Here is a 22443-nt window from a genome sequence, read left to right on the forward strand (position 1 = left end):
GAACTTTAATCGTTTCCAGTCACACCCAAATAAGCAGCCTTTACTTCCGGACTATGAAGAAGCGCTGACGCTTTCCCTTCAAGACGGATCGTTCCCTGCTCGAGCACATACGCACGATCCGCCACTTGCAGTGCACGGAATGCCAACTGTTCAACTAACAAGATGCTTGTCTGACGGGTCGCTTTGATTTTCTCGATCACCGTAAACATCTCATCAATAATCACGGGCGCAAGTCCCATTGAAGGCTCATCCAACATCAAGATCTGCGGCTTTAGCATCAGGGCACGACCGATTGCGAGCATCTGTTGCTCTCCACCTGACAGCGTTCCTGCTTGTTGATCTTTTCTTTCCTTAAGGCGCGGGAAGATATTGAAGATTTCTTCTATTGTCTTTTCAATCTCGGCTTTTTTTTCTTTCTTTGTTCGAAGATAAGCACCTAACAACAGGTTGTCATGAACACTTTGCTGTGCGAATACGTGACGAGCCTCTGGGCAATGGGCAAGCCCTAACCCTACGCGCTTGTGTGCAGGAACGTTATTCACGTTCTTACCCTGCACCAAAACCTCACCTTGTCGTGGATTCACAAGGCCCGAGATCGCACGAAGCAAAGAGGTCTTCCCTGCTCCATTCGCGCCGATCATAGCAACCAGTTCGCCTGGCTCCACATGAAGACTGATGCCCTTGAGAGCTTCGATACCGCCGTAATTTACAACGATGCTTTTAACCTCAAGCATGTTCTGATCCTTCCGTTCCAAGGTACGCTTTAATGACCTGAGGATTTTTTTGCACTTCCAATGGTGTCCCACCAGCGATTTTTCTTCCGAAATCAAGGACCGTAATTTCGTCAGAAATCTGCATCATCATTTCCATATGATGTTCAATCAGTAAAACAGCCATGCCCGCTTCTTTTACTTTACGAATGATGGCATTAAACTCTTGAATTTCTTTCGACGTTAATCCTGCCGCAGGTTCATCTAATAATAAAATCTTTGGTTGCAAAGCCAACGCACGGGCAATTTCCAAACGACGAGCTTGACCGTAGGCCAAATTCTTCGCTTTTTCCGTTGCTAGATGATCAAGACCTACAAACTCGAGCCATTTAAACGCTTCCGCCAAATGAGCCTCTTCTTCTCTTTTAACTTTCGGAAGTCCCAATAAGATTGAAACCAAAGAAGAGCGATAGTGCTTATGAAGTCCCACCATCACGTTATCCAAAACGGACAAATCACTGAACAGCTGCAAGTTTTGGAATGTGCGAGCCACACCCATATAGGCGCGCTGATAAGGCTTTACTTTATTGGAAGGCTTTCCAAAAATAAAGACCTGGCCTTGTGTTGGTTGATAAAGACCTGTGATTAAATTCACCGTCGTTGATTTTCCTGAACCGTTGGGTCCCATCAGCCCATGAATACCTCCGGGCTTCAACGACATCTCAAGTTTATTAACTGCGACCAGACCCCCGAAGCGCATTTCAAGAGCCTCTAAACGAAGTGGAATCTCTTTACTGCTTTCGGTAGTATTAAACTTTAACTGCAATCCCTTCGCGTTCTCGCGAAGTTTTGCCAAATCATAATCAGTCTTTAATGCTGGGAACCATTTTTCGAAATAGTTGCGCACAAGCCCGGCAATACCATACGGCAAATAAAAAAGTGCCAACAATAATAAGATACCGAAAACCATCAAGCGCCAGTCTTTAAACCACGTGAAAAGATCTGGTAAGATCACAACTAATGCCATCCCAATGGCATTACCCAGGATCGAGCGCACACCTCCAAAAATCAGGGCCATCAACGCAAGAATCGAGAAATCCAAGGTGAACGTGTCAGGAGCTACATAATTATCCAAGTGAGTGAATAATGCCCCTGCAAGACCAGCAATGGCAGCTGATAAAACGAAAGCCGAAATTTTAAACCGAGTCTTTGAAATACCACAGCTTTCAGCGGCAATACTTGAATATTTAATCGCCTCAAAAGCACGACCCCAAAAACTTTTTGAAAGATTGCTTTTGAAATACATCACAAGAAGCAAACAAGGATACACAACCCATATAAAGTTATTTCCGTCCAATGACAGACTTCCAATATGAAGCGGAGACATTTGAATGCCCTTCGTTCCATTTGTCAGGGCCTCTTGCTCGTTGATGATTGTATGAATAATACTACCATAGGCGATGGTGGTTACTGCGAGATACGGCCCCGAAGCTTTCAATGATGGGAATCCCAAGAGAAACCCGAACAGTGCCGTTACTATAACCGCAGCGGCCATAGATGCCAAGAAGGGCCACTCATAGAAAACTTGAATTGTACTGCCAGCATTGGCCGCCGCCGTTGAATTCAAAATGGCCATGGTGTATGCACCCACGGCAAACAATCCAGCATGACCAATAGAGATGTCGCCGATATATCCAGTAACCAAATCCAGTGATGCTACAAGAATCGTATAAATAATAATACGCCCTAGAATACCATGAACGTAGTATTCATTTTGAACAACAAAAGGCAAAAGCAAGGGAAGAAGATAAAGAAGGTAAACGATCCATTTCCAGGATTTTGATTTCATAATTCGTCCTATACCTTCTTAATTGTCTTCTTACCAAAGAGACCACTTGGCTTAATCAAAATCACAAGAATTAAAATGATAAAGCCAGGCAGCTCCTTATAACCGGAAGAAATATATCTTGCGGTCACAAACTCAGAGACACCCAAAATCAAACCACCGACGATCAATCCAAAACCGGATTCGAGACCACCGATAATCGCAACCACATAGGCCTTTGTTCCTAAAGATGTTCCCATCGTTGCCGACACAAACGTCCACGGGGCCACAAGCAAACCACCGACTGTTGCGATACAAGCGCTTAGCATAAATGACACTTTCACAACCTGCTGTTGAGGAATCCCCATCAACATCGCGGTTTCCTTATCTTCACTGACTGCTTGAATAGCTTTTCCGTAAATTGTTTTTCTTTTGAAAAGTTCAACACCGAATACCATCAGTGTCGCCACAACAACCGCAAGAATTTCTTGCGGATAAATACCTGCACCAAAGATTCGCAAAGGCTCATCTCCGAGAGGAGATGGGAATCGGTAATCGCCTGTAGACCAAATTTGTTCCACTGCATTCTTGATAATGATACCCATCGCCAGAGTGGCAAGAACCCAGGTGTACTCAGATTTCAATTTTAACGAGGGTTCTACCGCAAATTTGTGAACCACCCAACCTGCGATCACGCCGGCTACAAGAACGCCCACCACCGGAAGAACATAAGGATAACCTAAAAGTTGTCCCGTCGCGCGATCGACGTAAAGAGAGAAACCAACAACACCGCCTAACATCAGGACATTACCAAGAGAGAAGTTGATGGTTTTCGAAGTCGAGAAAGTCAGGTTGTAACCAAATGCGATCAGGGCGTAAATAACACCCTGAACGCAACCAGACACTAGGATCTGTAAGATTTCAGTCATCTTTACTTCTTATCTGTTGTCGCTTGAATAACAATACCGTCTTTAACCTGGCCAAGCATCACGTTGTTCTCTTTAACGGCCTCGTGATCGGTTGTAGAGAATGGTTTCGTGTAGGTTCCAGTGACACCCTCATAAGGAGCATTCAAGTTCTCTAAAGCATCTTTGATCTTTTTGCCATCAGTAGAGTTCGCTTGAACGATCGCATTTTTTAGCAAGTACATAGAATCATACCCTTGGGCGGCAGAAACTGCAGATGCAATAGGTGATTCTTTGAATTTCGCTTTGTAATCTTCCACGAATTTCTTTTGCTTTGGAGTCGTTGCCGCGGCTTCAATAAATGTTTGAGGCATTTTAGTGCCGTTGCCATTTTTACCCGCATTTGTGATGTAGTTCGACATCGCCAGAGTCCAAGAGCCGATCATCTCTGGAGTCCATCCGATACGAGACATCGAATTAGAAATTGCCGCCAACTCTGGTCCAATTCCGTAAACCAAAAGAACATCAGCACCAGCCGCTTTTGCTTCTTGCAATTGGGCGCTCATATCAGTGTCTTTAATTTTGAATTTGCCGACATAAACAGGCTTCACATTCAAGCCCTTCAAAACTGCTTCCATTTTTTCGCGGCCATTTTGTCCGTAGTTTGTATCATCGCAAAGAAGAGCCGGTTTTTTGTAACCACGTTTAATGGCTTCGCTCACGATAACTTTCGATTGGATGTCATCATTTGCGGCAATACGGAAAACATAGTTTTCAGGATAGGTCTTGAAAAGCTCGTTCACTTTCGCACCAGCACTTACGTTGATGATCATCGGAACTTTCTTTTGATTTGGATATTGAGTGGAAGCATCCGCAACCCCCGTATTGATTGGACCCAATACAGCGACAACGTTTTCTTTGTCCAAGAACTCTTGCATGATTTGCCCGCCACGCTCGTTCTTGGCCTCATCATCACGGTCAACCATCACAACTTTTTTCCCAAGGATACCGCCTGAAGCGTTGATTTCATCAATGGCAATTTGAACACCGTTACGCATGGACACACCCATTGGAGCCGAACCGCCAGTGAACGGACCAAATACGCCCACTTTGATTGTGTCTTCAGATTTTTTCGTACAGCCAATAACAGATGCGGCCACCAAAGCCGACAGCATCAAACCAAGTTTCATAGTAGAGCCTCCAAGATTGCAATGGTATGAGTTGCAAATTTTCTATATATGAAAAGTGTTTGTGCAGCTCCGACTAAAGTCAAGACTCGATATTGCTTCGCTCAGTCAAATTTTATTCCCCTTATCATTCGACAAATTAAGAAGTCGCAATCAGTTGTCCTCACTCTTTAGAAAGGTCTCAACTTCTGGTATTTATTCTTCTCGATTGAGGAGTGCCTTGTGTTTAAACTTTATACAGTTTTCGCTCTGACAATGATGTTGCCTTTGTTCGCATCGGCAAAACCCACTTTCGCAAATCTTGCAGGCGTTTATCAAATCAAGTCTTGTGAAAATGCTGGAACTTCAAGCCAAGACAATATCTGCCAGTTCGATACAATGGTTGTGAAACCTTCCGAATACTCAACAGCCATTTACTTCTACAAATCTGACGATGGAGCTGGTCCATATCGTTCCCTAGGATTTCCAACGACTGAGGATCTTACCCCTGGCGAATCATACAAAGAGCAAGACACGACATCAGCGTCTTATCTGACACTAAGTCGCGACTACCGTGAAGCGACGTCTTTGTACCAAAATGCTGATGGAACTTTTCATCTTTCAATGTATCGCTCGAGCATTGTCTTCAAAACAAATGATCTTTTCGAGATGACTCTTGTGAAAGTTTCGAATTCAACACCAGAAATTCCAACAATCCCAGGCGGTGGCGACGCGGACTAAAGCGTCGTCTTAAATCTTCGCCAACTGATGAAGATCGCGATGACAGCCATCGCAAGCAAAATCAAAGTATCGAAGAGCAGCAGACGCATATCTCCACCCTTCAAAGTTATGTTGCGCAAAATCTCGATGAAGTATGTCAGCGGATTCAAATAAGAGAACACTCGAAGACCCCAAGGCATATTTTCAATGGGAAAAACTAATCCCGAAAGCAACATTGCGGGAAATAAAAAAATAAAGCCTCCCATCATTGCCTGCTGTTGATTGCGCGCCAAAGTTGAAATCATCGTTCCAATTCCGACGGTGCACATCACAAAAACCAACGACGAGATAAAAAACCACGCGATGCTGCCACGGAGAGGCAAATCAAAAATGAAAATAGCAACTCCCATAATCAAGGGGATATTGCTCATTCCCAAAAGTACATAGGGAATTGTTTTTCCCAATAAAACTTCTTCGGGCAGAATCGGAGCCGAAATTAAAGTTTCAAATGTCCCGACCTCCTTCTCTTTTGTAATCGACATGCTTGTTAATAAGATCGTGATCAAACACACAAGCATACTCATCACGCCGGGAATTAAAAAAAATTCTGAACGAAGAGCCGGGTTATACAAAACACGCAAATCAAGACTGATTGGAGAATGGGTCGACACCTGCGACTGCGTTACCAGCATAAAATAGCGCTCAATGCTTTGTCCACGAGTCACATTGATAGCATTCACCAATAGCTGAAGCTGACCTTCGTTTCTACCCAAGGCCTTATCCAATCCTCCCGGTGGCGCTACCATCACCGCATCAGCTTCATCTTTTTGTACTTGCTCAAAGGGATCATTCGTCGAAACTTTCGCTGAAATAAACCATCCCGAAGCCAGGCATTCGCGATAAATCGTTTGAAGCATACTGTCACTAGGGCTGCCGACAACACTCAAGCGAATATTCCGAGCCTCTGTAGAGAGCGCCAATCCAAAGATCGAAAGTTGCACACAAGGCGCAAGAAACAACAGCAGTCGCATCCGTGGATCACGTAACGTCTGAAGAAATTCTTTTCGAATAAATCCCAAAAGAGTCCTCATGGTTCGACGTCCTTTTTAAATTTGCGTGTCGCCAAAGTAATCATCACCGCCAAAATCAAGCACATGACTAAAAATGAAGGTAAGACGTCAAAAAAATTCGCTCCCTGTAAAAAGATTCTGCGACTGATAAGAATAAACCACCGTGCCGGCAAAACCATGGTCAGGTAATAAAAAAAATCCGGCATGTGCTCTACTGGAAAAATAAATCCAGATAACAGCAGAGTGGGAAGCAAGCCTGTCAACATTGCAAACTGCATACTGAGCTGTTGTTTCCGGGTCAGAACAGATATCAAAAGGCCCTGAGCTAAATAGGTCAGCAAAAACACCAAACACGACAGCAAGTAAATTAAGAAACTTCCTTTAAAGGGAACTCCAAATACAACTTGTGACATCATAAATACAAAAACAATAGCCAGAAGTCCCATCACCCAATAGGGCATTAGCTTTCCTAAAATAATTTCTATGGGTTTAATGGGGGTCCCTAAAAGCAACTCCATCGATCCATTTTCCCATTCACGTGCGACCGTCAACGATGTCAGCAAAATCGACAGAACTGCAATTACGACTGCCGTCAGACCGGGCACTACAAACCATCGACTGTTCAACTCAGGATTATAAAGAAAGCGCGTCACGACATGGATGGGATGTTTCAGATTGTGCGCCTCAAATTGATTTTGAACAGCACTCAGTTGCAGTCCACTCAAATATCCAAGAATCGAACCGGCAGAGGAATTGTCGGTTCCATCAACAAGAACTTGCACCGAGCTTTGTCCAAAAAATGTTAAATCTCGCGCATAAGTTGGCGGAATCACCAACGCCGCATGAACACTGCCCTCATCAAGCATCTGCACCCCTTGACTGGGACTGAGGACATACCGAGGTTTGAAATAATCAGAGCTGACAAAGGTGCGAATCAACGTTCGCGAATCCGGTGACTTGTTCCCATCAAAAATCGCAATGGGAATTCGATCAAGATTGAACTCAATAGCCAAGCCAAAGAATAAGACCATAACCACTGGCATACCAAGAGCTAGTGCCAGCGTGAAGGGATCCCTCACAATATGATATACCTCCTTTTTTGCGATAGCCAAAATGGAAGAGTCAATCATGCTTCGTGCCTTCCACGATGTTAATAAAAACATCCTCTAAGTGAACGTCCTTGGGTTTTTTATTTGGAAAGCTGTCCATTTTTAAATTATCGACAGCATCTAAAGCGATGAGCTCCCCATCACGCATCAGGGCTATACGACCGCACTGCTCGGCTTCATCCATGTAGTGTGTCGTTACAAAAACTGTTTTTCTTGCGTCAGCCAGCTGTCTGATCAATTCCCAAAAGCGTTGGCGAAAAGCAGGACTGACACCGGCTGTGGGCTCATCTAAAAAAACAATTTCCGGATCATGAAGTAAAGAGGCTATTAGACTTACCTGCTGCTTAATACCTCCGGGCAGATCTCGAACCAAGCTGTCCGTTGATTGAGCGAAATGAATGAAATCAAGCAGACGTTTTTTCTGTTCTTTAAAAAACCCATCGTCCAGTTTGCGAAGTGAGGCTGCAAATGAAAGATTCTCAGCTACAGTCATATCATCATAGAGAGTAAATTTTTGTGACATGTAGCCGACCTTCTTTTTCACTGCAAAGGGATCGCTTTCAACATTCACTCCGCCAACGACCGCTTGACCTTCCGAGGGAATCAGAAGACCGCATAAGACACGAATTGTCGTGGTTTTGCCAGCTCCGTTCGCACCTAGAAATCCAAAAATCTCTCCCTCTTCGACGGTAAAGGAAATATTTTTTACCGCATAGAAGTCCCCATATTTAACTGAAAGATTTTCTATGGCCACTGAGGTCATGACTTCACCTGGGCCAGGGAAGAATCATAGCGCAAAAAAACTTCATCAAAGGTTTTGCAATGTTGCTCTTTTAAAATTGCAAGAGGCGGTCCCTCTAAAAGAGTTTGTCCATCGAATAATAAATGCACTTGTTCGCACTTTAGGGCCTCGTCCATGTAGGAGGTTGTTACCAAGATCGTAACCTGCTCGTCTTTCAGACGATGAAGAAGCTCCCAGAAATCACGGCGACTGAGGGGATCGACTCCATTCGTCGGTTCATCCAGCAACATCAGCTTAGGCTCGGCCAGAAGTGCGCAGATCAAGCCCAATTTTTTATACATACCACCCGAAAGTTCTGAAGCGAGACGGTCTGTAAAATCCCCCAGACGAGTGATCTGCAAAAGTTTTTCACGGCGCTCTTTGTATTCTTTCTCTGAGAGGTGATACAAGGTTTTAAAAAATTCAAGATGTTCATGAATGCTGAGCTCGCCGTAAAGGCTTTGTGTTTGCGGCATATATGCAAACTGACTGCGCACATCCGAGAATTGCTTTTCCTCGTCGTTGATAAAATACCGAATCGAGCCCTGATCCGCCGTTAGAAGTCCCATGATATGACGAAGCAACGTGGTTTTACCCGCTCCCTCAGGACCGATAATTCCGTGAAGTCCTTCTGCGGGAAAGGCCATGGAAAGGCCTCTCAACGCTGGGACCTTCTTCATTTTCTTATGAAGATTTTCCACTTTAACAGCAATGCCGGGCATGACTCACCCCTCATCTTTCCATTCGAGGGTCATTCCAGGTTTTAAAATCCCATCGGGGTTGGCAAAGCGAACCTTCACCCCATACACTAAGCGCGTTCTTTCGTCTCGGGTTTGTACATTTTTTGGAGTGAATTCTGATTCAGGATTTATAAATTCAATCACGCCATCGAATTTTTTATTATCCATTTCGTGAAGCAAAGCCTGAACTTTTTGACCGATTTTAAGTCGTCCAATCCGATCATGGGGTAAGTAAAACCACGCATAGACAGAATCCAAATCACCGATAGTGAAAAGCTTCTGCCCTGGATTTACCATCTCGCCCACTTCAAAATATTTTGTCAGGATTGTTCCCTTTAATGGCGAAAAGACATCGCACCAGCCGATCTTCACCTGGAGATCATCTTTCTTGTTGCGCATTTGATCGTAGGATTCTTCCGAGATATTTCCAGATCTATAAAGAGATTTAGCACGCTTGTAATTCAGTTGGGCCAAGTCATTAGCAACTTTGACATCCTCACAAGACAACTTGATGAGCTGTTGACCTTTTTGCACGAGATTGCCTTCATCCACCGGCATTTCTTCAATAACAGATGGAATCCGGGCGGGCACGTCGACCTTAGTGACCTCCACCGTACCTGCAAAATAAAAATCACTGCGAAAAAAGAAGATCTTTACCAGAAAGGCTAAGACAAGAAGACCCAGAACCACAACTAAGGGAAGAATCTTTTTCTTGGACATGGATTAAGTTTACTGATGTGCACGACTCTTAAAAACAAAAAAGCCAGTGTCTTCCAACACTGGCTTCCGCAGACGCGGGCAGAGCGCGAAGCCTGCCCGGGCCGATCGCTAAAGCAACTCCAATTAGTTTTTCGGAGGCGCGAACCAGCAAAGTGGGCGATAGCCAACAGTGTCGCGTGGTGTGTAGCAAGAACCCGCTTTGTAGTCTGTGTCACTTGGAGCTTCAGACTCACCTACGTGGCACAAAGAACTTTGGAAGTATGTATCCAAACGGCATTGTGTCGCAGGGTGCGCGTCGTTTGTACGACGAACAACCGATTTATCTGGAGTGTTGTATTTTGCAGGTGCAGAATCACCACTCAAGTCCATGAACAAGTTTGCAACTTGCTGACCAGCTTCAGAAATTCTCAAGCAGATCAATTGATCTTGTTGATTTGAGTATTGAGCTGCACAAGCTGCTTTCGCAGTTGGGTCAATATCCAAAGTCGCAACAATAGATGCGTTGTCATCTTGTGCGAAGTAACGACGAAGACATTTTCCAGTTGCGTAGTAGTCTGCGCCACCTTCATTTGTTGCCCACGCACCGCCGTACCAGCTGTTCACCTTTGGAGCCCCACCGTTGTGGTGACCCAATTCATGGCAGGCAACCAAGGCCATACCCTCGATACCGATAGCCTTATGACGAGCTAGACCGCCGTACATATTCAAAACGCGAGTGTTGCCATCTCTTTGAGCAGAGGCATTCACTGTACCGTCATCCCAAAGGCGGTTAATTTGGAATTTATCTCCCGCTCTTTCGATATCCGCAGTGTACAATTGCTCCATGCGGTCCATCACTTGATTGAATTGAGCTTCAGTGATGCCACCTGTTTGGTACAATCCAACTGGGATGTACATGCTATTTTCTGGTACGAAACCTTCGCAAAGTGTCTTTACTTGCGCGGACTTATAAGTGAAACCCAGCGTCGCAACCAATGCTACACCGGCCAATGAACGAATCATCAGTGATTTTGTCATGACTACTCCCCTCCTTGAGTCTAGACGTTGAGCAAAATCGGACCACACCATGCGTACATTTACAAATAGAAATGTGAGTGCCTGCCGCATTGCAAGGTCACTTTCTTACATTTACCGAATTTTGATTGAGATTTAGCAAAGAAGTTGCCGAATCGCTAAAGGTAGGATGCCAAACTACCGATGTTAAAGAATCTTGTTTATTTTTGAAAGGACCGTCTCAAATGAGTACTATTAAGTTGTGGACCCATGGATTAAGGGGAAAACTTCTTGTCTCAGCATTTTTGCCTGTGTTTGCGTTCATTGCGATCGCATTTATTGCAGAGACAAATCTCAACAAAATCGGCGATCAGCTTGATAGCGCCTATTCGGATATTTTGCCGAATGTAAATGCCCTCGGCCAAATGGGCATGCAGCGTGCGCGCATTGGATATTTCGTGTGGGCTGCGATCAGCCTTCATGATGAGCCAAAAGGTCGCGCGATGTTCATCGAAAAAACAGAGTCTGCCTATGCCGACTACAAAAAAGGTCAAGACTTCTATGAGTCTCAGTCTTTCGCTCCTGGGGAAGCTGAAATCTATGAAAAAGTAAAAGTTAATAAAGCCGAATTCTATAGACTGACTGATCTACTTATTGCCGATCTTAAAAAGAATACGCCGGAAGCGGATGCAGAAATCAAAGGCCTAATGAATGGCGGTCGCTGGCATGTTCTAGCAACAGACGTGCAAAAGATGATGGAAGATAATATCAAACTTTATGGCGACATCGGCAAAAAGAACACTCTTAAAGCTAAGGAAGATCGCAAAGCGGCGAACAACTGGATCATCGGTATTTCCGCATTTTGCTGTGTGGGCCTTTTTGGAGTCTTGATGTTTATTGCCTACAGAGTCAGCAATTCCATCGGTGCTGTCGCGTCTCAATTAAATGAAGCTGGAACCCAAGTTTCGACTGCGATTGCGCAGCTTTCAACCGCCGGCCAAATGCTCTCTCAAGCTTCAACAGCCTCAGCTGGTTCACTGCAAGAAACCGTGGCCTCTTTAGAAGAAATGTCTTCTATGGTCAAGATGAACTCCAGCAATGCGGGCCAAGCTGCCAGTCTATCTATTTCTTCCCGTGATGCAGCCGAAGAAGGTCAACGCGAGATTCATTCTTTGATCGAATCAATGCATGACATCTCGAAATCTTCGAAGAAAATTGAAGAGATCATCAGCGTCATTGATGACATCGCTTTCCAAACAAATTTGTTAGCTCTTAATGCCTCTGTAGAAGCGGCTCGCGCGGGAGAACAAGGCAAAGGCTTCGCGGTCGTTGCTGAAGCTGTACGCACATTGGCGCAACGCTCTGCTGTGGCTGCAAAAGACATCGCTTCATTGATCAAAGAAAGCGTTGATCAAGTTGAAAAAGGAAGCACTGTTGCAGATCGATCAGGCGAAGTTTTGAACAATATCGTGAACTCTGTAAAGAAAGTTTCTGACTTGAATAGCGAAATTTCTGCGGCAAGTTCCGAACAAACGACGGGCATTCAGCAAATCAGCAAGGCGATGAATCAGTTGGATGAAAGCACGCAGTCCAATGCGGCTTCTTCCGAGGAAATTGCTGCCTCTTCCGAAGAGATTTCCGCCCAAGCCATGCAGATGAGAAAGCTCACTATGGAACTCAATCAAGTGATCTTTGGCGCTGCCATGAATTCACAATCCGAGGATCTCTTGAAAGTCTCTGAACCAGCCTCAAGCGTTGCTCCAAAACCTTCTGCGAAGGTGGTTCCTTTTAAACGCTCTCCGTCGGTGGCAAAGGCCCCTTCATCCGTTGGAAAAAAACCACAACCGAGTGCTGCGGTGATTCCTTTTGACGATGATGAGGATCGTAAAGTTGGGACAACGGACGGCTTTTAATCCGTTGCCCACCCCAAGGGCTTGTACTAGGATGGAGGCATGAAAATTCCATTTAACGTGCCTCCACATAGCTCTAACGAAGAAAAATATATTTCTCAGGCCATCGCCAATAAAAAACTCAGCGGCGAGGGAATGTTCAATAAGAAATGTGAAGAGTGGTTTAAGAATCATCTGCATTGCCAAATGGCCGTGATCACTCCTTCTTGCACATCGGCTCTTGAAATGGCCATGGTTCTTGCCGAGATCGGCCCCGATGACGAAGTCATCCTTCCCTCTTTCACTTTTACATCGACTGCAAACGTTGTTGCTCTTTATGGAGCAAAGCCTGTTTTCGTCGATGTTGATCCGCACACAATGAACATTGACGTGGACGCCATGGAAAAAGCCATCACTTCGAAAACAAAGGTTGTGATACCTGTTCACTACGCTGGTGTTGGTTGCGAAATGGATAAGATCATGGCTTTGTCTGATAAACACGGTTTCATCGTGGTTGCCGATGCAGCTCAAGCGATATTCGCTTCGTATAAAAATAAACCTCTGGGTTCTTGGGGGCACATGGCAGCCTACAGCTTCCATGAGACGAAAAATATTGTTTGTGGCGAAGGTGGCGCTTTGATTATCAATGATCCACGTTTCGTGGCTCGTGCCGAAATCGTTCGTGACAAAGGGACAAACCGTCAGCAATTCCTTAACGGTCAAGTGGATAAATACACCTGGCAAGATAAAGGCTCTTCTTATTTGCAATCAGAGCTTGCAACAGCCTTTTTGTTTGCACAGCTTGAAGAAGGCCCCCAAATCACCACTCGCCGTTTGATGCATTGGAATCAGTACAATGCGGGCTTTGCAGACCTTGAACACGCTGGCAAATTAAAGCGCATGGAAGTTCCTGCGGATTGCCAAACAAACGGCCACATTTACTATGTTCTTTTGAACTCTGCCGAAGAACGTGCGGCTCTTTGGAGTTTCCTGAAAGAAGCAGGCATTCAGTCCACAACTCACTATGTCCCCCTTCACTCGGCCCCGGCAGGAATTCGTTTCGGTCGCGTGGCTGGTGGAATGACAATCACTGACGATTTGGCCAACCGTCTTTTGCGCATGCCGATGTACGCGGATTTGACTGCTGACGAAATTGACTATGTTCTAGAAAAAGTCACAGAATTCTTTGCGAGGAAATCATGAAAGGGATCATTCTAGCTGGCGGAGCAGGCTCGCGCCTTTACCCAATGACCCGAGTCATGACCAAGCAATTGCAATCGGTCTACGACAAGCCCATGATTTACTACCCACTTAGCATCCTGATGCTTGGTGGAATCAAAGATATTCTTTTGATTACAACTCCAGACGATCAAGTACTTTTCAAAAAGCTCTTGGGTGATGGTTCTCAGTTTGGCGTAAAGCTGAGCTACGTGATTCAAGAAAAACCAAATGGCCTTCCTGAGGCTTTCGTTTTAGGCGAAAAGTTTATTGGTAACGACGACGTCTGCTTGATCTTAGGCGATAATCTTTTCTATGGAGATCTCGACTTCTTCCGCCTCGCCATCAAGGAACAAGCCGAGCAGAAAAACGGTCTCAGCGGTCGTGTCTTCGCTTACTATGTTGCCGATCCAACAGCTTATGGTGTTGTTGAATTCGACAAACAAACCAAAAAAGTAAAATCCATTGAAGAAAAACCCAAACAACCCAAATCAAACTACGCGGTTCCGGGACTTTATCTTTTCGATAAAACAGTTTCTGCTCGTGCGAAATCTTTAAAGCCTTCGCCTCGGGGTGAGACTGAGATTGTTGATTTGATATTGTCTTACCATAACGAAGGCAAATTGGGTGTCGAGATGATGTACCGTGGCCTGGCATGGCTTGATACGGGAACTCCTCGCTCACTTCTGGATGCAGCTTCTTTTATCGGCGCCATTGAAGAGCGCCAAGGTTTGAAAGTGGCCTGCCTTGAAGAAATCGCTTATCGCATGAAGTTCATCACCTTGGATCAATTGCAAAAGATCACAAACGAACTTCCAAAATGTTCATACCGCTCTTACCTAGAAAAAATTATTTCTGAGGAATTATGAAATCGACTGTTCTTTTAACTGGCTGTGCCGGCTTTATTGGGTCCAACTTTGTAAAAACCATCGCTTGCCGCAGCGACATCAAGACTCAATATGACTTTGTGATCTTGGACGCCTTAACATACGCAGGCCGATTGCCAAATATTCAAAAGGAATTAGACAGCAACAAACATCTTTCTTTCGTTCATGCGGATATTCGCGATACTCAAAAGATGCATGATCTTTTCAAAAAGCATCACTTTGCGGGCGTGATGAATTTCGCGGCGGAATCCCACGTAGACCGCTCGATTGAAAGCCCGAACATCTTCGTTGAAACGAATGTCCTTGGAACTTTGAATCTTCTAAAAGAAAGTTTGGCCCTGTTTGAGAAAAATCCAAACTTCCGTTACCTGCAAGTCAGCACTGACGAAGTGTATGGCACTTTGCAAATGAAAGATCCTGCTTTCACAGAAGAGACACCGATCGCACCGAACAGCCCCTACTCGGCTTCTAAAGCCAGCGCGGATTTAATGGTTCGCGCATTCTTTGAAACATACAAGCTTCCAACAATCATCACTCGTTGCTCGAATAACTACGGTCCTTTACAAGTGGAAGAAAAATTCATTCCATTGATGATCAAACGTGCTTTAGCGAATGAGAAACTTCCAATCTATGGCACAGGCATGAACATCCGCGATTGGATCTATGTTGATGATCACAATGAAGGTGTTTGGAAAGCCTTCACTCACGGTAAGGCTGGCGAAGTTTACAACTTCGGCGGAAACTCTGAACGCCAAAACTTGGATGTAGCAAAAATGATTTTGAAACATCTAGGAAAGTCGGAAGAACTTTTAAGCTTCGTTCAAGATCGCAAAGGTCATGACTTCCGCTATGCAATCAACTACAGCAAAGCGGAAAAAGAATTGAACTGGAAACCAACGGTTAAATTTGAAGAGGAAGGCCTTCTTCGCACGATCCAATACTATAAGGATCTATGGGCGAAATAACGGTTCTTCACTGCATTCACTCCCTCTCATGGGGCGGTCTTGAGATTTATACTTGCGAGTTGATTCAAAAACTTGCCAGCACAGGAATCAATCAAAAGGTTCTGTGTTCTGCTCATGGCCGTGTCGCAGAGGAACTCAAAAAGGCAGGAGTCGAAATCCTGCCTTTCCCGGAAGAGAAGCTTTCAAAACTTGCCACGGCTCGACTGATCCGCAAGACCGTAAAAGAGCACAAGATCACCCTTCTTCATTCTCACACTCGCCTTGATATGTGGGCTTGCGCTTTGGCTTTATGGAACAACAAGAAAGTAAAACACATTTACAATCTTTATATGAACGCGACACCAAAGCGTGACTTCGTTCATAAGTGGCTCTTTTCAAAAGTAGATGCATTGTGCAGTTCCTCAGAGACAATCTTAAGTGATGTGCGCAAAAACTTTCCCATCGACCCTAAGAAGTTGCATTTGATTCGCTACGGAAGAAATGTTGAACAGTTTCATCCCTATCCGAAAGAGCGTGAGGGCTTGCGCGAGCTTTACCAAGTACAACCTCATCAAATCGTAATCGGCACCCTTTGTCGTATTGATCCAGGGAAAGGCGTTAAAGAGTTAGTTCAGGCTTTAGAAGGTCTTGATGACCAAGAACTCGCCAAAGTTCAACTGTGGATTATTGGCGACCCAACGATCGCAGGAAAAGACGCCGCCGGAAAGCCAATCTATGCAGAGCCGTCTCGCATCCTTTTAGAATGGATCGAACAACAAAAACAAAATCCTCGTTACAAGAACCATCTTGTGCGCATTCCTTTTCAGCGAGAATATATCCCGTACATTGATGCTCTTGATGTATTTGCATTGGCCTCCTACAATGAGACTTATTCACTGAGTGTTCTTGATGCCATGATGATGGCAAAACCCGTGATCGGCACAAATGCTGGTGGCACTCCAGAACAAGTTGGCAAAAACCTACGTGGCGTCTTGGCGGAACCAGGCTCTGCGGCCTCTCTTACGGAAGCCATCCGTTTTTATTTGCGCCAACCGGGGGCAATTAAAACTCAAGGCCTTGAAGCCTCTCATTGGTCCCGTCGCAATCATGAGTGGAAAGACACTCTGGCGAAATTTCTGGATCTTTACGCCAACGTCTTAAAATAAAAAAGCTCAAGGAACAAACCTTGAGCTTTTGGCTTTCTAAAAAAATGACTCAATTAATCCAGAATAAGTTCTGAATATTTCTCTTTATGATCTTGCAGATATTTAGGGAAATTTTGGTCAATTTGTACGAATTCAGAATCCAACTCTTGTCCGTAAAGACTCCCGCCCTTACGGATGATTTCTTCAATACGTTTTGAATCTTTGAAATCTTGAATATTGTGTTCCGTATGAGCATAAGCTTCGATTTTTTCGATCACTTTTTTCACACCACCCAAATAACTGAAATGCCAGCCACCTTCAGGGATGATTGTGACGTTCTTTGAGTTTTTGCGCTGGCCACGGATCAAGCGGGCTTTTTGCACCGTCTTCAGATCTTTATATGGAAGCATCACTGTTCCCTGCCAAGGCATATAACCATTGTATGCTTCGATAGGTTCCGGGTATTTTTTGATAAAGCAGTTCAGGTAATAATAATAAAGTCTTTGCTGGAAAACCTTTACGCCGGGAGTTCCCGCATACTTAGTCACTAATTCAGGACGTGGGATTTCATCCACATCGGAAATAATAATTGTATCGTCAGGCTTCGCATTTCTGAGGCCTTGACGAATCTGTTCTTTTTGATGGTCGTCATAGTCCCAAGTCGTGGGAACACGGAACTTGGAAAAAAACGTAGGATATTTATCAACTACGATGTGCTCGATCTTATGTAAGAACGGTTTGAAGCGCTCCTTGTTTTGCTCGAAAAATAGAGGCTTTTCCGTTTTCTGAAACGTGCGCGTGGCCTCGACCAATACAAAACGGTCAACGACGGAATCCAAAGTGTTGAGTCGAATCTCTAGAAGATCCAGCTCATTAAAGAATGCAAAACAGTCGTAGATCATGCTATCCTCGTTCTTGTATGACTATGCCTTACAAGAAAATTCTTGTCATCAAAACTCGCGCCATCGGTGATACGGTCATTTGGACCTCAGCCTTAGCAAAACTTCGCAAGGCTTACCCCGATGCCGAGATTCATGCCCTGACGTACAGCATGAATAGGGATATTCTTTTGCACAGTCAATTTATCAATCAATTACATCTTGTTGATCACAAGTCAAAATGGGCTTTTGTTAAAAAATTGGCCGAACTCCGTAAAGAGAAATTCGATCTTTTGCTGGGGTTTCATGTATCAGGAACTTTATGTAAATTCGCGTGGTTGGTCGGGGCTCCGGAAGTGGTTCTCCACCACCACAGCATGCATAAAACCCCATGGCTTTCCACGAAAGAGGTCGCCATGCCTGGGAACCTTGAGGATGCCATCACTCGGGATTATCGAGTTTTGGAAGCCATTGGGATTCCTCAAGAACCCCACGAACTAACAAAGATTGATTTATTGCCTGAAGAAGTGGCATTTGCACAAAAACTCACCCATGAGAAAATCATGGAGGCTGGCGGCAATCCGGAAAAAAAGAGATTTATCTTTCTGCCGGGAGCCTCTTACTCGCTTAAAATTTATCCTAAGGATTTGTGGACTCAGGTTGTTAAGAAAATTCGCGATGAGGGTGAGTATCAACCCTTGGTTCTTTGTGACGCAAAACTTTCTAAAGAATGGCACCTCCCCGAGCTTTGTAAAGAGCTGGGTGTTCCTTTGATCGACAATGTCACTTTGCGCCAGTTTATCTCGCTGATCTCAACAGGCTCGGTGACACTATCAAACGATTCAAGCCCCGGTCATATTTCAGTAGCTTTGGGTGTCCGCACTCACTTCTTATTTGGCCCAGCTTGTATTGGAGATTGGTTTTGCTACGACAGAAGACTTCACACATATCACCGCGTGGACGTACCTTGCCGTATCGAAGGCCCTAGAGACCGCGAGCAGTTTCAGTTCTGCACGGTCACCTCGTGCAGCCATCACAGCTGCATGAGAAAGATCGATCTTTTACAAATTAAACACTGGTAGATTTAAGCAACACCTAGAGCACGAAGACCTTGAACCGCCGCCACCGCTAAGACGTATGCGACCGCATTAAAGAGCACCAACTGAGTCACCGCCATCTTCACCGATCCGCTTTCGCGAATTTGCACGGCAAATGTCGACATACACTGAAGTGCGATCATAAAGAATATAATCAAACCTACGGTGCTTGCGACGGTGAAGATCTTCTCCCCACGGGTGTTCGTTGCATCAGCCATGGTTTTCAGCATGGACTCCTGCTGAGTGTCTTCGTTCTTATCTGTGATATTGAAAACAATGCCCATTGAAGACACAAACACTTCACGAGCTGCAAAGGCAGAAATCAATCCCACGCCGACGCGCCAATCAACCCCCATTGGATGCATCACAGGCTCTAGCACGTGACCGACATTGCCTGCATAACTTGTTTGCAGTCTTTCAGTATCCGTCGCCGCATGATAATTCGGGAAGTTCGTGCCTGCCCAAATCAAAATCGCAAAAATAAAAATCGGTGGAACTGCACGTTTCACGTAAGACATTGTGCGAGTCAAAGCCTGGCGAAGAAGAACGCGCATCTTAGGCCTGCGATAAATCGGAAGTTCCATCATAAAGAACGATGTGTCTTTTTTAGGAAGAAAGCGATTCACAATGCCCGCTGCGATGCCGCCGATCACCAACGAACCTAAATACAGCGCAGCCAAAGCAAAGCCCGCTTGCCATGCCGGTTTTCCGTGGAAAAGGAACGCCAGCAATAAGGCGTAAATTGGCAAACGCGCCGAGCACGTCATCAAAGGAATCACAAAGGATGTAATCCAGCGATCACGCGATGAAGAAATATTTCGAGTTGCAATGATCGCAGGAACCGCACAGGCAAAACCAGACAACACAGGAACGAAAGAACGGCCACTCATCCCCAAAGCCGAGAACGGACGATCAATCAAAGTCGCGGCACGAGCTAAGTATCCAGAGCCTTCAAGAAGCCCGATACCAAAGAACAAGATAAAGATCTGTGGCACAAACACCATAGCGGCACCAAAGCTAGAGATCACACCGTTTGCCAAAAAGTTCGCCCACAAGGAATCCGGAGACAAATTCAAAACAGCGTGGTTTGCCAAACTGAACGCTTTGTCGACCAAATCCATAAATGGAGCTGCCAACCAAAAAATGGAAGAGAATAATCCCCCCATAATTACGATGAACATCACAAAACCAAACCATGGATGCAAAAGAAGACGATCCGCGCGTTCGGTATTTCGAACGATATGATTTAATCGATCTTCGGCATGATCTGTTTTATGGGTCAGCGCCTCGCGAGCAATGCGCTCACACTCTTTGAGTTTTTCTTCTTGAGTAGCGAAATCCCAAAAAACAGGTTTACGCACTTCTGATTTTTCTGGAATTGCTTTTGCTGCCGCTACGATTTCAAGCAACCCACCCGCAAGCAAGCCATCGAATTGTAAAACAGGACACCCCAGAGTATTGCGCAAGTACCCCATGTCGATTTCAATGCCTTCACGACGAAGAAGATCTGCCATGGTGATAACTACGATCATCGGAAAACCGGTTTCGCGCACTTGCAAAGCCAATTGCAAATGGCGAGACATCTGCGTTCCATCAATCACGACGATGATGCCGCTCACAGTTCCAAATTCAGGATTTTGATAGATCGCTTTTAAAGTGACTTCTTCATCCGCACTTTTTGGATGAAGCGAATAAGTGCCTGGCGTGTCCATAGCCATCAAGCCTTCACCCAAGTGCGAAGCCAACTTACCCAAAGAGTATTCGACTGTGGCACCAGGATAGTTCACCGTTTTGAACCGCGAACCCGTCAACCAATTGTAAAGAGTTGTTTTGCCAGAATTAGGAGCACCAACAAGGGCAATAGACTTCATTGTAACTTTATCGATTACTTCAATATCACTGTCGCGCATTGCGCTTCCTCATTTCGAAGAGCCAAGAAGCTAGTTTTAAAGCGAACCAACAGAGGTCCACCAAACGGGGCTCTTCCAAGAATCGTCAGGAGCATGCCCGAACGCAAACCCATCTCATGCAGACGCTCCCGGAGGATATTTTCTCCGCCCAAACTTTGAATTTCGACAGTATGGCCTGGCTTAAGAGATGAATCGAGTAAGGTCATGATTTTCCTTCCGGAGTAACCGCATTAGTTAAGATTATACGCCTATAAAGGGAAGATCTTTGCCGTCCTAAAACTTACTTGAAAACGTGTTGAGAATGGGTCTCAGCCTCGCCGGTGGAGCCCAGCCAGCCCATGGCCTAGTTTCAAGTCGAAGGAATCAAGTTTAACCAGACTCGACCGATCTGAAGTCTATGGAACTTCGTCTTAAGACTTTCATCATGATCACATCCATCCTTGTTTCGATGCATAGCGTTGCTAACGCCTTTGAGACCTTTCCTGTCCCTGCCGCTTGCAATCCACAGGACATGAAAGTCGTCCTTGTGAACGATACCGCCACAGCCCAAAAAACGTGGCTACAAGTTCGCGGAAACGGCGATATCGATGAACTTGAAGTAAACCTTGAAGCCCACTCGAAAACAAAAGTCGCCGGCACAGAGTTTCTAAAAACCACACAAAGTTTCAGTGTGAAAGCTGCGAATTCAGATGCCATTCAAGCAATCCTTCAATGTAAGGATCAAAATGAAATCCTGATCAGCTCACACACTTCGCCGACGGTCACTCACTTGTTTCCACAGCATACACAGAGTTTAAAAATCAGCCTGTTAAACCTTTACTTGAACTCGAACAATGTAACCCTGAAGGCCCTTTCCCCTGATGGCAAAGTTGTCGCGATCAAAAAAATCACCCTCGACAACTCTTATGATACAGAAAGTTTTAAATGGATTCTTCCCTCCCCGGTAGCTCGCTTAGATGTGCGTGCTGAGGAAAGAATAAGCTCAGTGGTTTTTTATGAAAATCAAGGGGTTGAAACACAAAGCCATTCAATCGCTTTAACTCCGGCGACTTTATTTCCTGACTACAAAAAAACTTACTTCTTAGTTTCAACTCGAGAGGAACATCCCGATGCTGCCTTTGTTATTGCTTTGGATGATGCGCAAAAAATCGCCACAGCTCGCGAACAAATTAAAAATCCAAAACTTGAAAAGATCGTCGTGGCCCGTATCGGCGAGGGCCACGGTGGCTTCAACCGAGCCTTTTTATCCAAGGACAAATCCCCATACTCATGGTCCGTAACGGACGTTGATAATTTTGCCGACTTCGCTCAGATCGATTGCGATGGCAGTCCCGATTTGGTGGAAGAGCGTTTAGAAAGGAAACTGGCCGACGGAGGTCGCATCTGTTTTTGGCGTTACCGCGTGGTCAAAGAACTAAGCCCTATAGAAATCGCCACAGGACTTTTACTAAATCACTAGTCTCGGCGGATGCTGGCCGACCTGGAAGTCTGATAGAAGCATAGGCTGAAGCGGCTCTATTTTTCGATTGTACTAGATGCACCCTGTCCCTGAGTTTCCTCAACCAGGACACGCACACTTTTCACGCCGTATTTCTCAAACTCTTTGAAAAAGTCTTGCGCTAGTAAAAGAGATAAATTCTCTACGCTGGTGTTTGTGACAGGCAATAAAACCACTTCGTTTGCCGGAAACACATAGAAGCGATCGCGAAATGTGACCTCTAAGGATTTGTCAGTCT

The 22443-nt window shown here is 45.0% G+C and carries 21 protein-coding genes and 1 pseudogene; 8 read left to right on the forward strand and 14 right to left on the reverse strand.

Translation table 11 applies throughout. The features are described 5' to 3' along the window. Positions 1–5 precede the first annotated feature (5 nt). The 4 genes from VF412_RS02450 to VF412_RS02465 are packed head-to-tail and all read right to left on the reverse strand — an operon-like array spanning position 6 to position 4630. Entirely contained in the window at positions 6–734 is a 729-nt protein-coding gene (locus VF412_RS02450; RefSeq protein ID WP_331337614.1) for an ABC transporter ATP-binding protein, read from the reverse strand. Further along, positions 727–2559: a branched-chain amino acid ABC transporter ATP-binding protein/permease gene (locus VF412_RS02455; protein ID WP_331337615.1), complete on the reverse strand. Its 1833-nt coding sequence runs from the start codon at positions 2557–2559 to the stop codon at positions 727–729. Before VF412_RS02455 ends, VF412_RS02450 begins: the two co-directional genes overlap by 8 nt. A gap of 8 nt (positions 2560–2567) precedes the next feature. Beyond that, positions 2568–3464 carry a branched-chain amino acid ABC transporter permease gene (locus tag VF412_RS02460; protein ID WP_331337616.1) on the reverse strand — a complete coding sequence of 299 codons (897 nt, stop codon included), beginning with the start codon at positions 3462–3464 and terminating at the stop codon, positions 2568–2570. 2 nt (positions 3465–3466) lie between these two features. Beyond that, the gene (locus VF412_RS02465; RefSeq protein ID WP_331337617.1) at positions 3467–4630 is read right to left on the reverse strand and encodes an ABC transporter substrate-binding protein; all 1164 of its coding nucleotides are present in this window, start codon (positions 4628–4630) and stop codon (positions 3467–3469) included. 219 nt (positions 4631–4849) lie between these two features. Between VF412_RS02465 and VF412_RS02470 the strand changes: the two genes are divergently transcribed. Continuing rightward, positions 4850–5347 carry a hypothetical protein gene (locus VF412_RS02470; RefSeq protein WP_331337618.1) on the forward strand — a complete coding sequence of 166 codons (498 nt, stop codon included), beginning with the start codon at positions 4850–4852 and terminating at the stop codon, positions 5345–5347. On the opposite strand, the gene VF412_RS02475 is transcribed toward VF412_RS02470, so the two are convergent. The 6 genes from VF412_RS02475 to VF412_RS02500 all read right to left on the reverse strand — a co-directional run bounded on the left by VF412_RS02475 (position 5344) and on the right by VF412_RS02500 (position 10763). Next, positions 5344–6417, reverse strand: coding sequence for an ABC transporter permease (locus VF412_RS02475; protein ID WP_331337619.1), 1074 nt, complete (start codon positions 6415–6417; stop codon positions 5344–5346). The two genes, VF412_RS02470 and VF412_RS02475, sit on opposite strands and share 4 nt — an antisense overlap. Further along, positions 6414–7508, reverse strand: a complete 1095-nt coding sequence (locus VF412_RS02480) for an ABC transporter permease (RefSeq protein WP_331337620.1) — start codon at positions 7506–7508, stop codon at positions 6414–6416. Before VF412_RS02480 ends, VF412_RS02475 begins: the two co-directional genes overlap by 4 nt. 10 nt (positions 7509–7518) lie before the next feature. Next, positions 7519–8268 carry an ABC transporter ATP-binding protein gene (locus VF412_RS02485; protein WP_331337621.1) on the reverse strand — a complete coding sequence of 250 codons (750 nt, stop codon included), beginning with the start codon at positions 8266–8268 and terminating at the stop codon, positions 7519–7521. Beyond that, entirely contained in the window at positions 8265–9008 is a 744-nt protein-coding gene (locus tag VF412_RS02490; protein ID WP_331337622.1) for an ABC transporter ATP-binding protein, read from the reverse strand. Before VF412_RS02490 ends, VF412_RS02485 begins: the two co-directional genes overlap by 4 nt. 3 nt (positions 9009–9011) lie before the next feature. Further along, positions 9012–9746: an efflux RND transporter periplasmic adaptor subunit gene (locus tag VF412_RS02495; RefSeq protein WP_331337623.1), complete on the reverse strand. Its 735-nt coding sequence runs from the start codon at positions 9744–9746 to the stop codon at positions 9012–9014. 123 nt (positions 9747–9869) lie between these two features. Continuing rightward, positions 9870–10763 (reverse strand): hypothetical protein, encoded by an 894-nt coding sequence (locus tag VF412_RS02500; RefSeq protein ID WP_331337624.1) that lies wholly within the window; start codon positions 10761–10763, stop codon positions 9870–9872. Between the two features lie 221 nt (positions 10764–10984). Between VF412_RS02500 and VF412_RS02505 the strand changes: the two genes are divergently transcribed. From VF412_RS02505 to VF412_RS02525, 5 genes are read left to right on the forward strand one after another with little or no spacing between them, the layout of a single operon-like run. Continuing rightward, complete coding sequence (locus VF412_RS02505; RefSeq protein WP_331337625.1) at positions 10985–12652, forward strand: methyl-accepting chemotaxis protein; 1668 nt, start codon at positions 10985–10987, stop codon at positions 12650–12652. Between the two features lie 39 nt (positions 12653–12691). Then, a complete protein-coding gene (gene rffA, locus VF412_RS02510) occupies positions 12692–13831 on the forward strand; it encodes a dTDP-4-amino-4,6-dideoxygalactose transaminase (protein WP_331337626.1) in 1140 nt (379 codons plus the stop codon). After that, positions 13828–14715, forward strand: coding sequence for a glucose-1-phosphate thymidylyltransferase RfbA (gene rfbA / locus VF412_RS02515; protein ID WP_331337627.1), 888 nt, complete (start codon positions 13828–13830; stop codon positions 14713–14715). Before rffA ends, rfbA begins: the two co-directional genes overlap by 4 nt. Continuing rightward, positions 14712–15698 (forward strand): dTDP-glucose 4,6-dehydratase, encoded by a 987-nt coding sequence (rfbB, locus tag VF412_RS02520; RefSeq protein WP_331337628.1) that lies wholly within the window; start codon positions 14712–14714, stop codon positions 15696–15698. Before rfbA ends, rfbB begins: the two co-directional genes overlap by 4 nt. Further along, the gene (locus tag VF412_RS02525; protein ID WP_331337629.1) at positions 15686–16843 is read left to right on the forward strand and encodes a glycosyltransferase family 4 protein; all 1158 of its coding nucleotides are present in this window, start codon (positions 15686–15688) and stop codon (positions 16841–16843) included. The genes rfbB and VF412_RS02525 overlap by 13 nt, the downstream gene beginning before the upstream one ends. Before the next feature lie 53 nt (positions 16844–16896). Here VF412_RS02525 and VF412_RS02530 read toward each other — a convergent pair whose 3' ends face one another. Beyond that, the gene (locus tag VF412_RS02530; RefSeq protein WP_331337630.1) at positions 16897–17724 is read right to left on the reverse strand and encodes an N-acetylglucosaminyltransferase; all 828 of its coding nucleotides are present in this window, start codon (positions 17722–17724) and stop codon (positions 16897–16899) included. A 17-nt stretch (positions 17725–17741) separates the two neighbouring features. Here VF412_RS02530 and VF412_RS02535 point away from each other — a divergent pair, with 17 nt between their 5' ends. Beyond that, positions 17742–18782 (forward strand): glycosyltransferase family 9 protein, encoded by a 1041-nt coding sequence (locus VF412_RS02535; RefSeq protein ID WP_331337631.1) that lies wholly within the window; start codon positions 17742–17744, stop codon positions 18780–18782. 2 nt (positions 18783–18784) lie between these two features. On the opposite strand, the gene feoB is transcribed toward VF412_RS02535, so the two are convergent. Both feoB and VF412_RS02545 read right to left on the reverse strand, forming a co-directional pair. Further along, on the reverse strand, positions 18785–20707 hold the full coding sequence (feoB, locus tag VF412_RS02540; protein WP_331337632.1) for a ferrous iron transport protein B: 1923 nt from the start codon (positions 20705–20707) through the stop codon (positions 18785–18787). After that, positions 20683–20913, reverse strand: coding sequence for a FeoA family protein (locus VF412_RS02545; RefSeq protein ID WP_331337633.1), 231 nt, complete (start codon positions 20911–20913; stop codon positions 20683–20685). The genes feoB and VF412_RS02545 overlap by 25 nt, the downstream gene beginning before the upstream one ends. 218 nt (positions 20914–21131) lie before the next feature. Here VF412_RS02545 and VF412_RS02550 point away from each other — a divergent pair, with 218 nt between their 5' ends. Further along, on the forward strand, positions 21132–22166 hold the full coding sequence (locus VF412_RS02550) for a hypothetical protein (RefSeq protein ID WP_331337634.1): 1035 nt from the start codon (positions 21132–21134) through the stop codon (positions 22164–22166). A 56-nt stretch (positions 22167–22222) separates the two neighbouring features. On the opposite strand, the pseudogene VF412_RS02555 reads toward VF412_RS02550, so the two are convergent. Further along, positions 22223–22443, reverse strand: a pseudogene (locus tag VF412_RS02555) (6-pyruvoyl tetrahydropterin synthase); the annotation flags it as partial.

It is taken from the genome of Bdellovibrio sp., from assembly GCF_036384735.1.
Classification (GTDB): Bacteria; Bdellovibrionota; Bdellovibrionia; order Bdellovibrionales; family Bdellovibrionaceae; genus Bdellovibrio.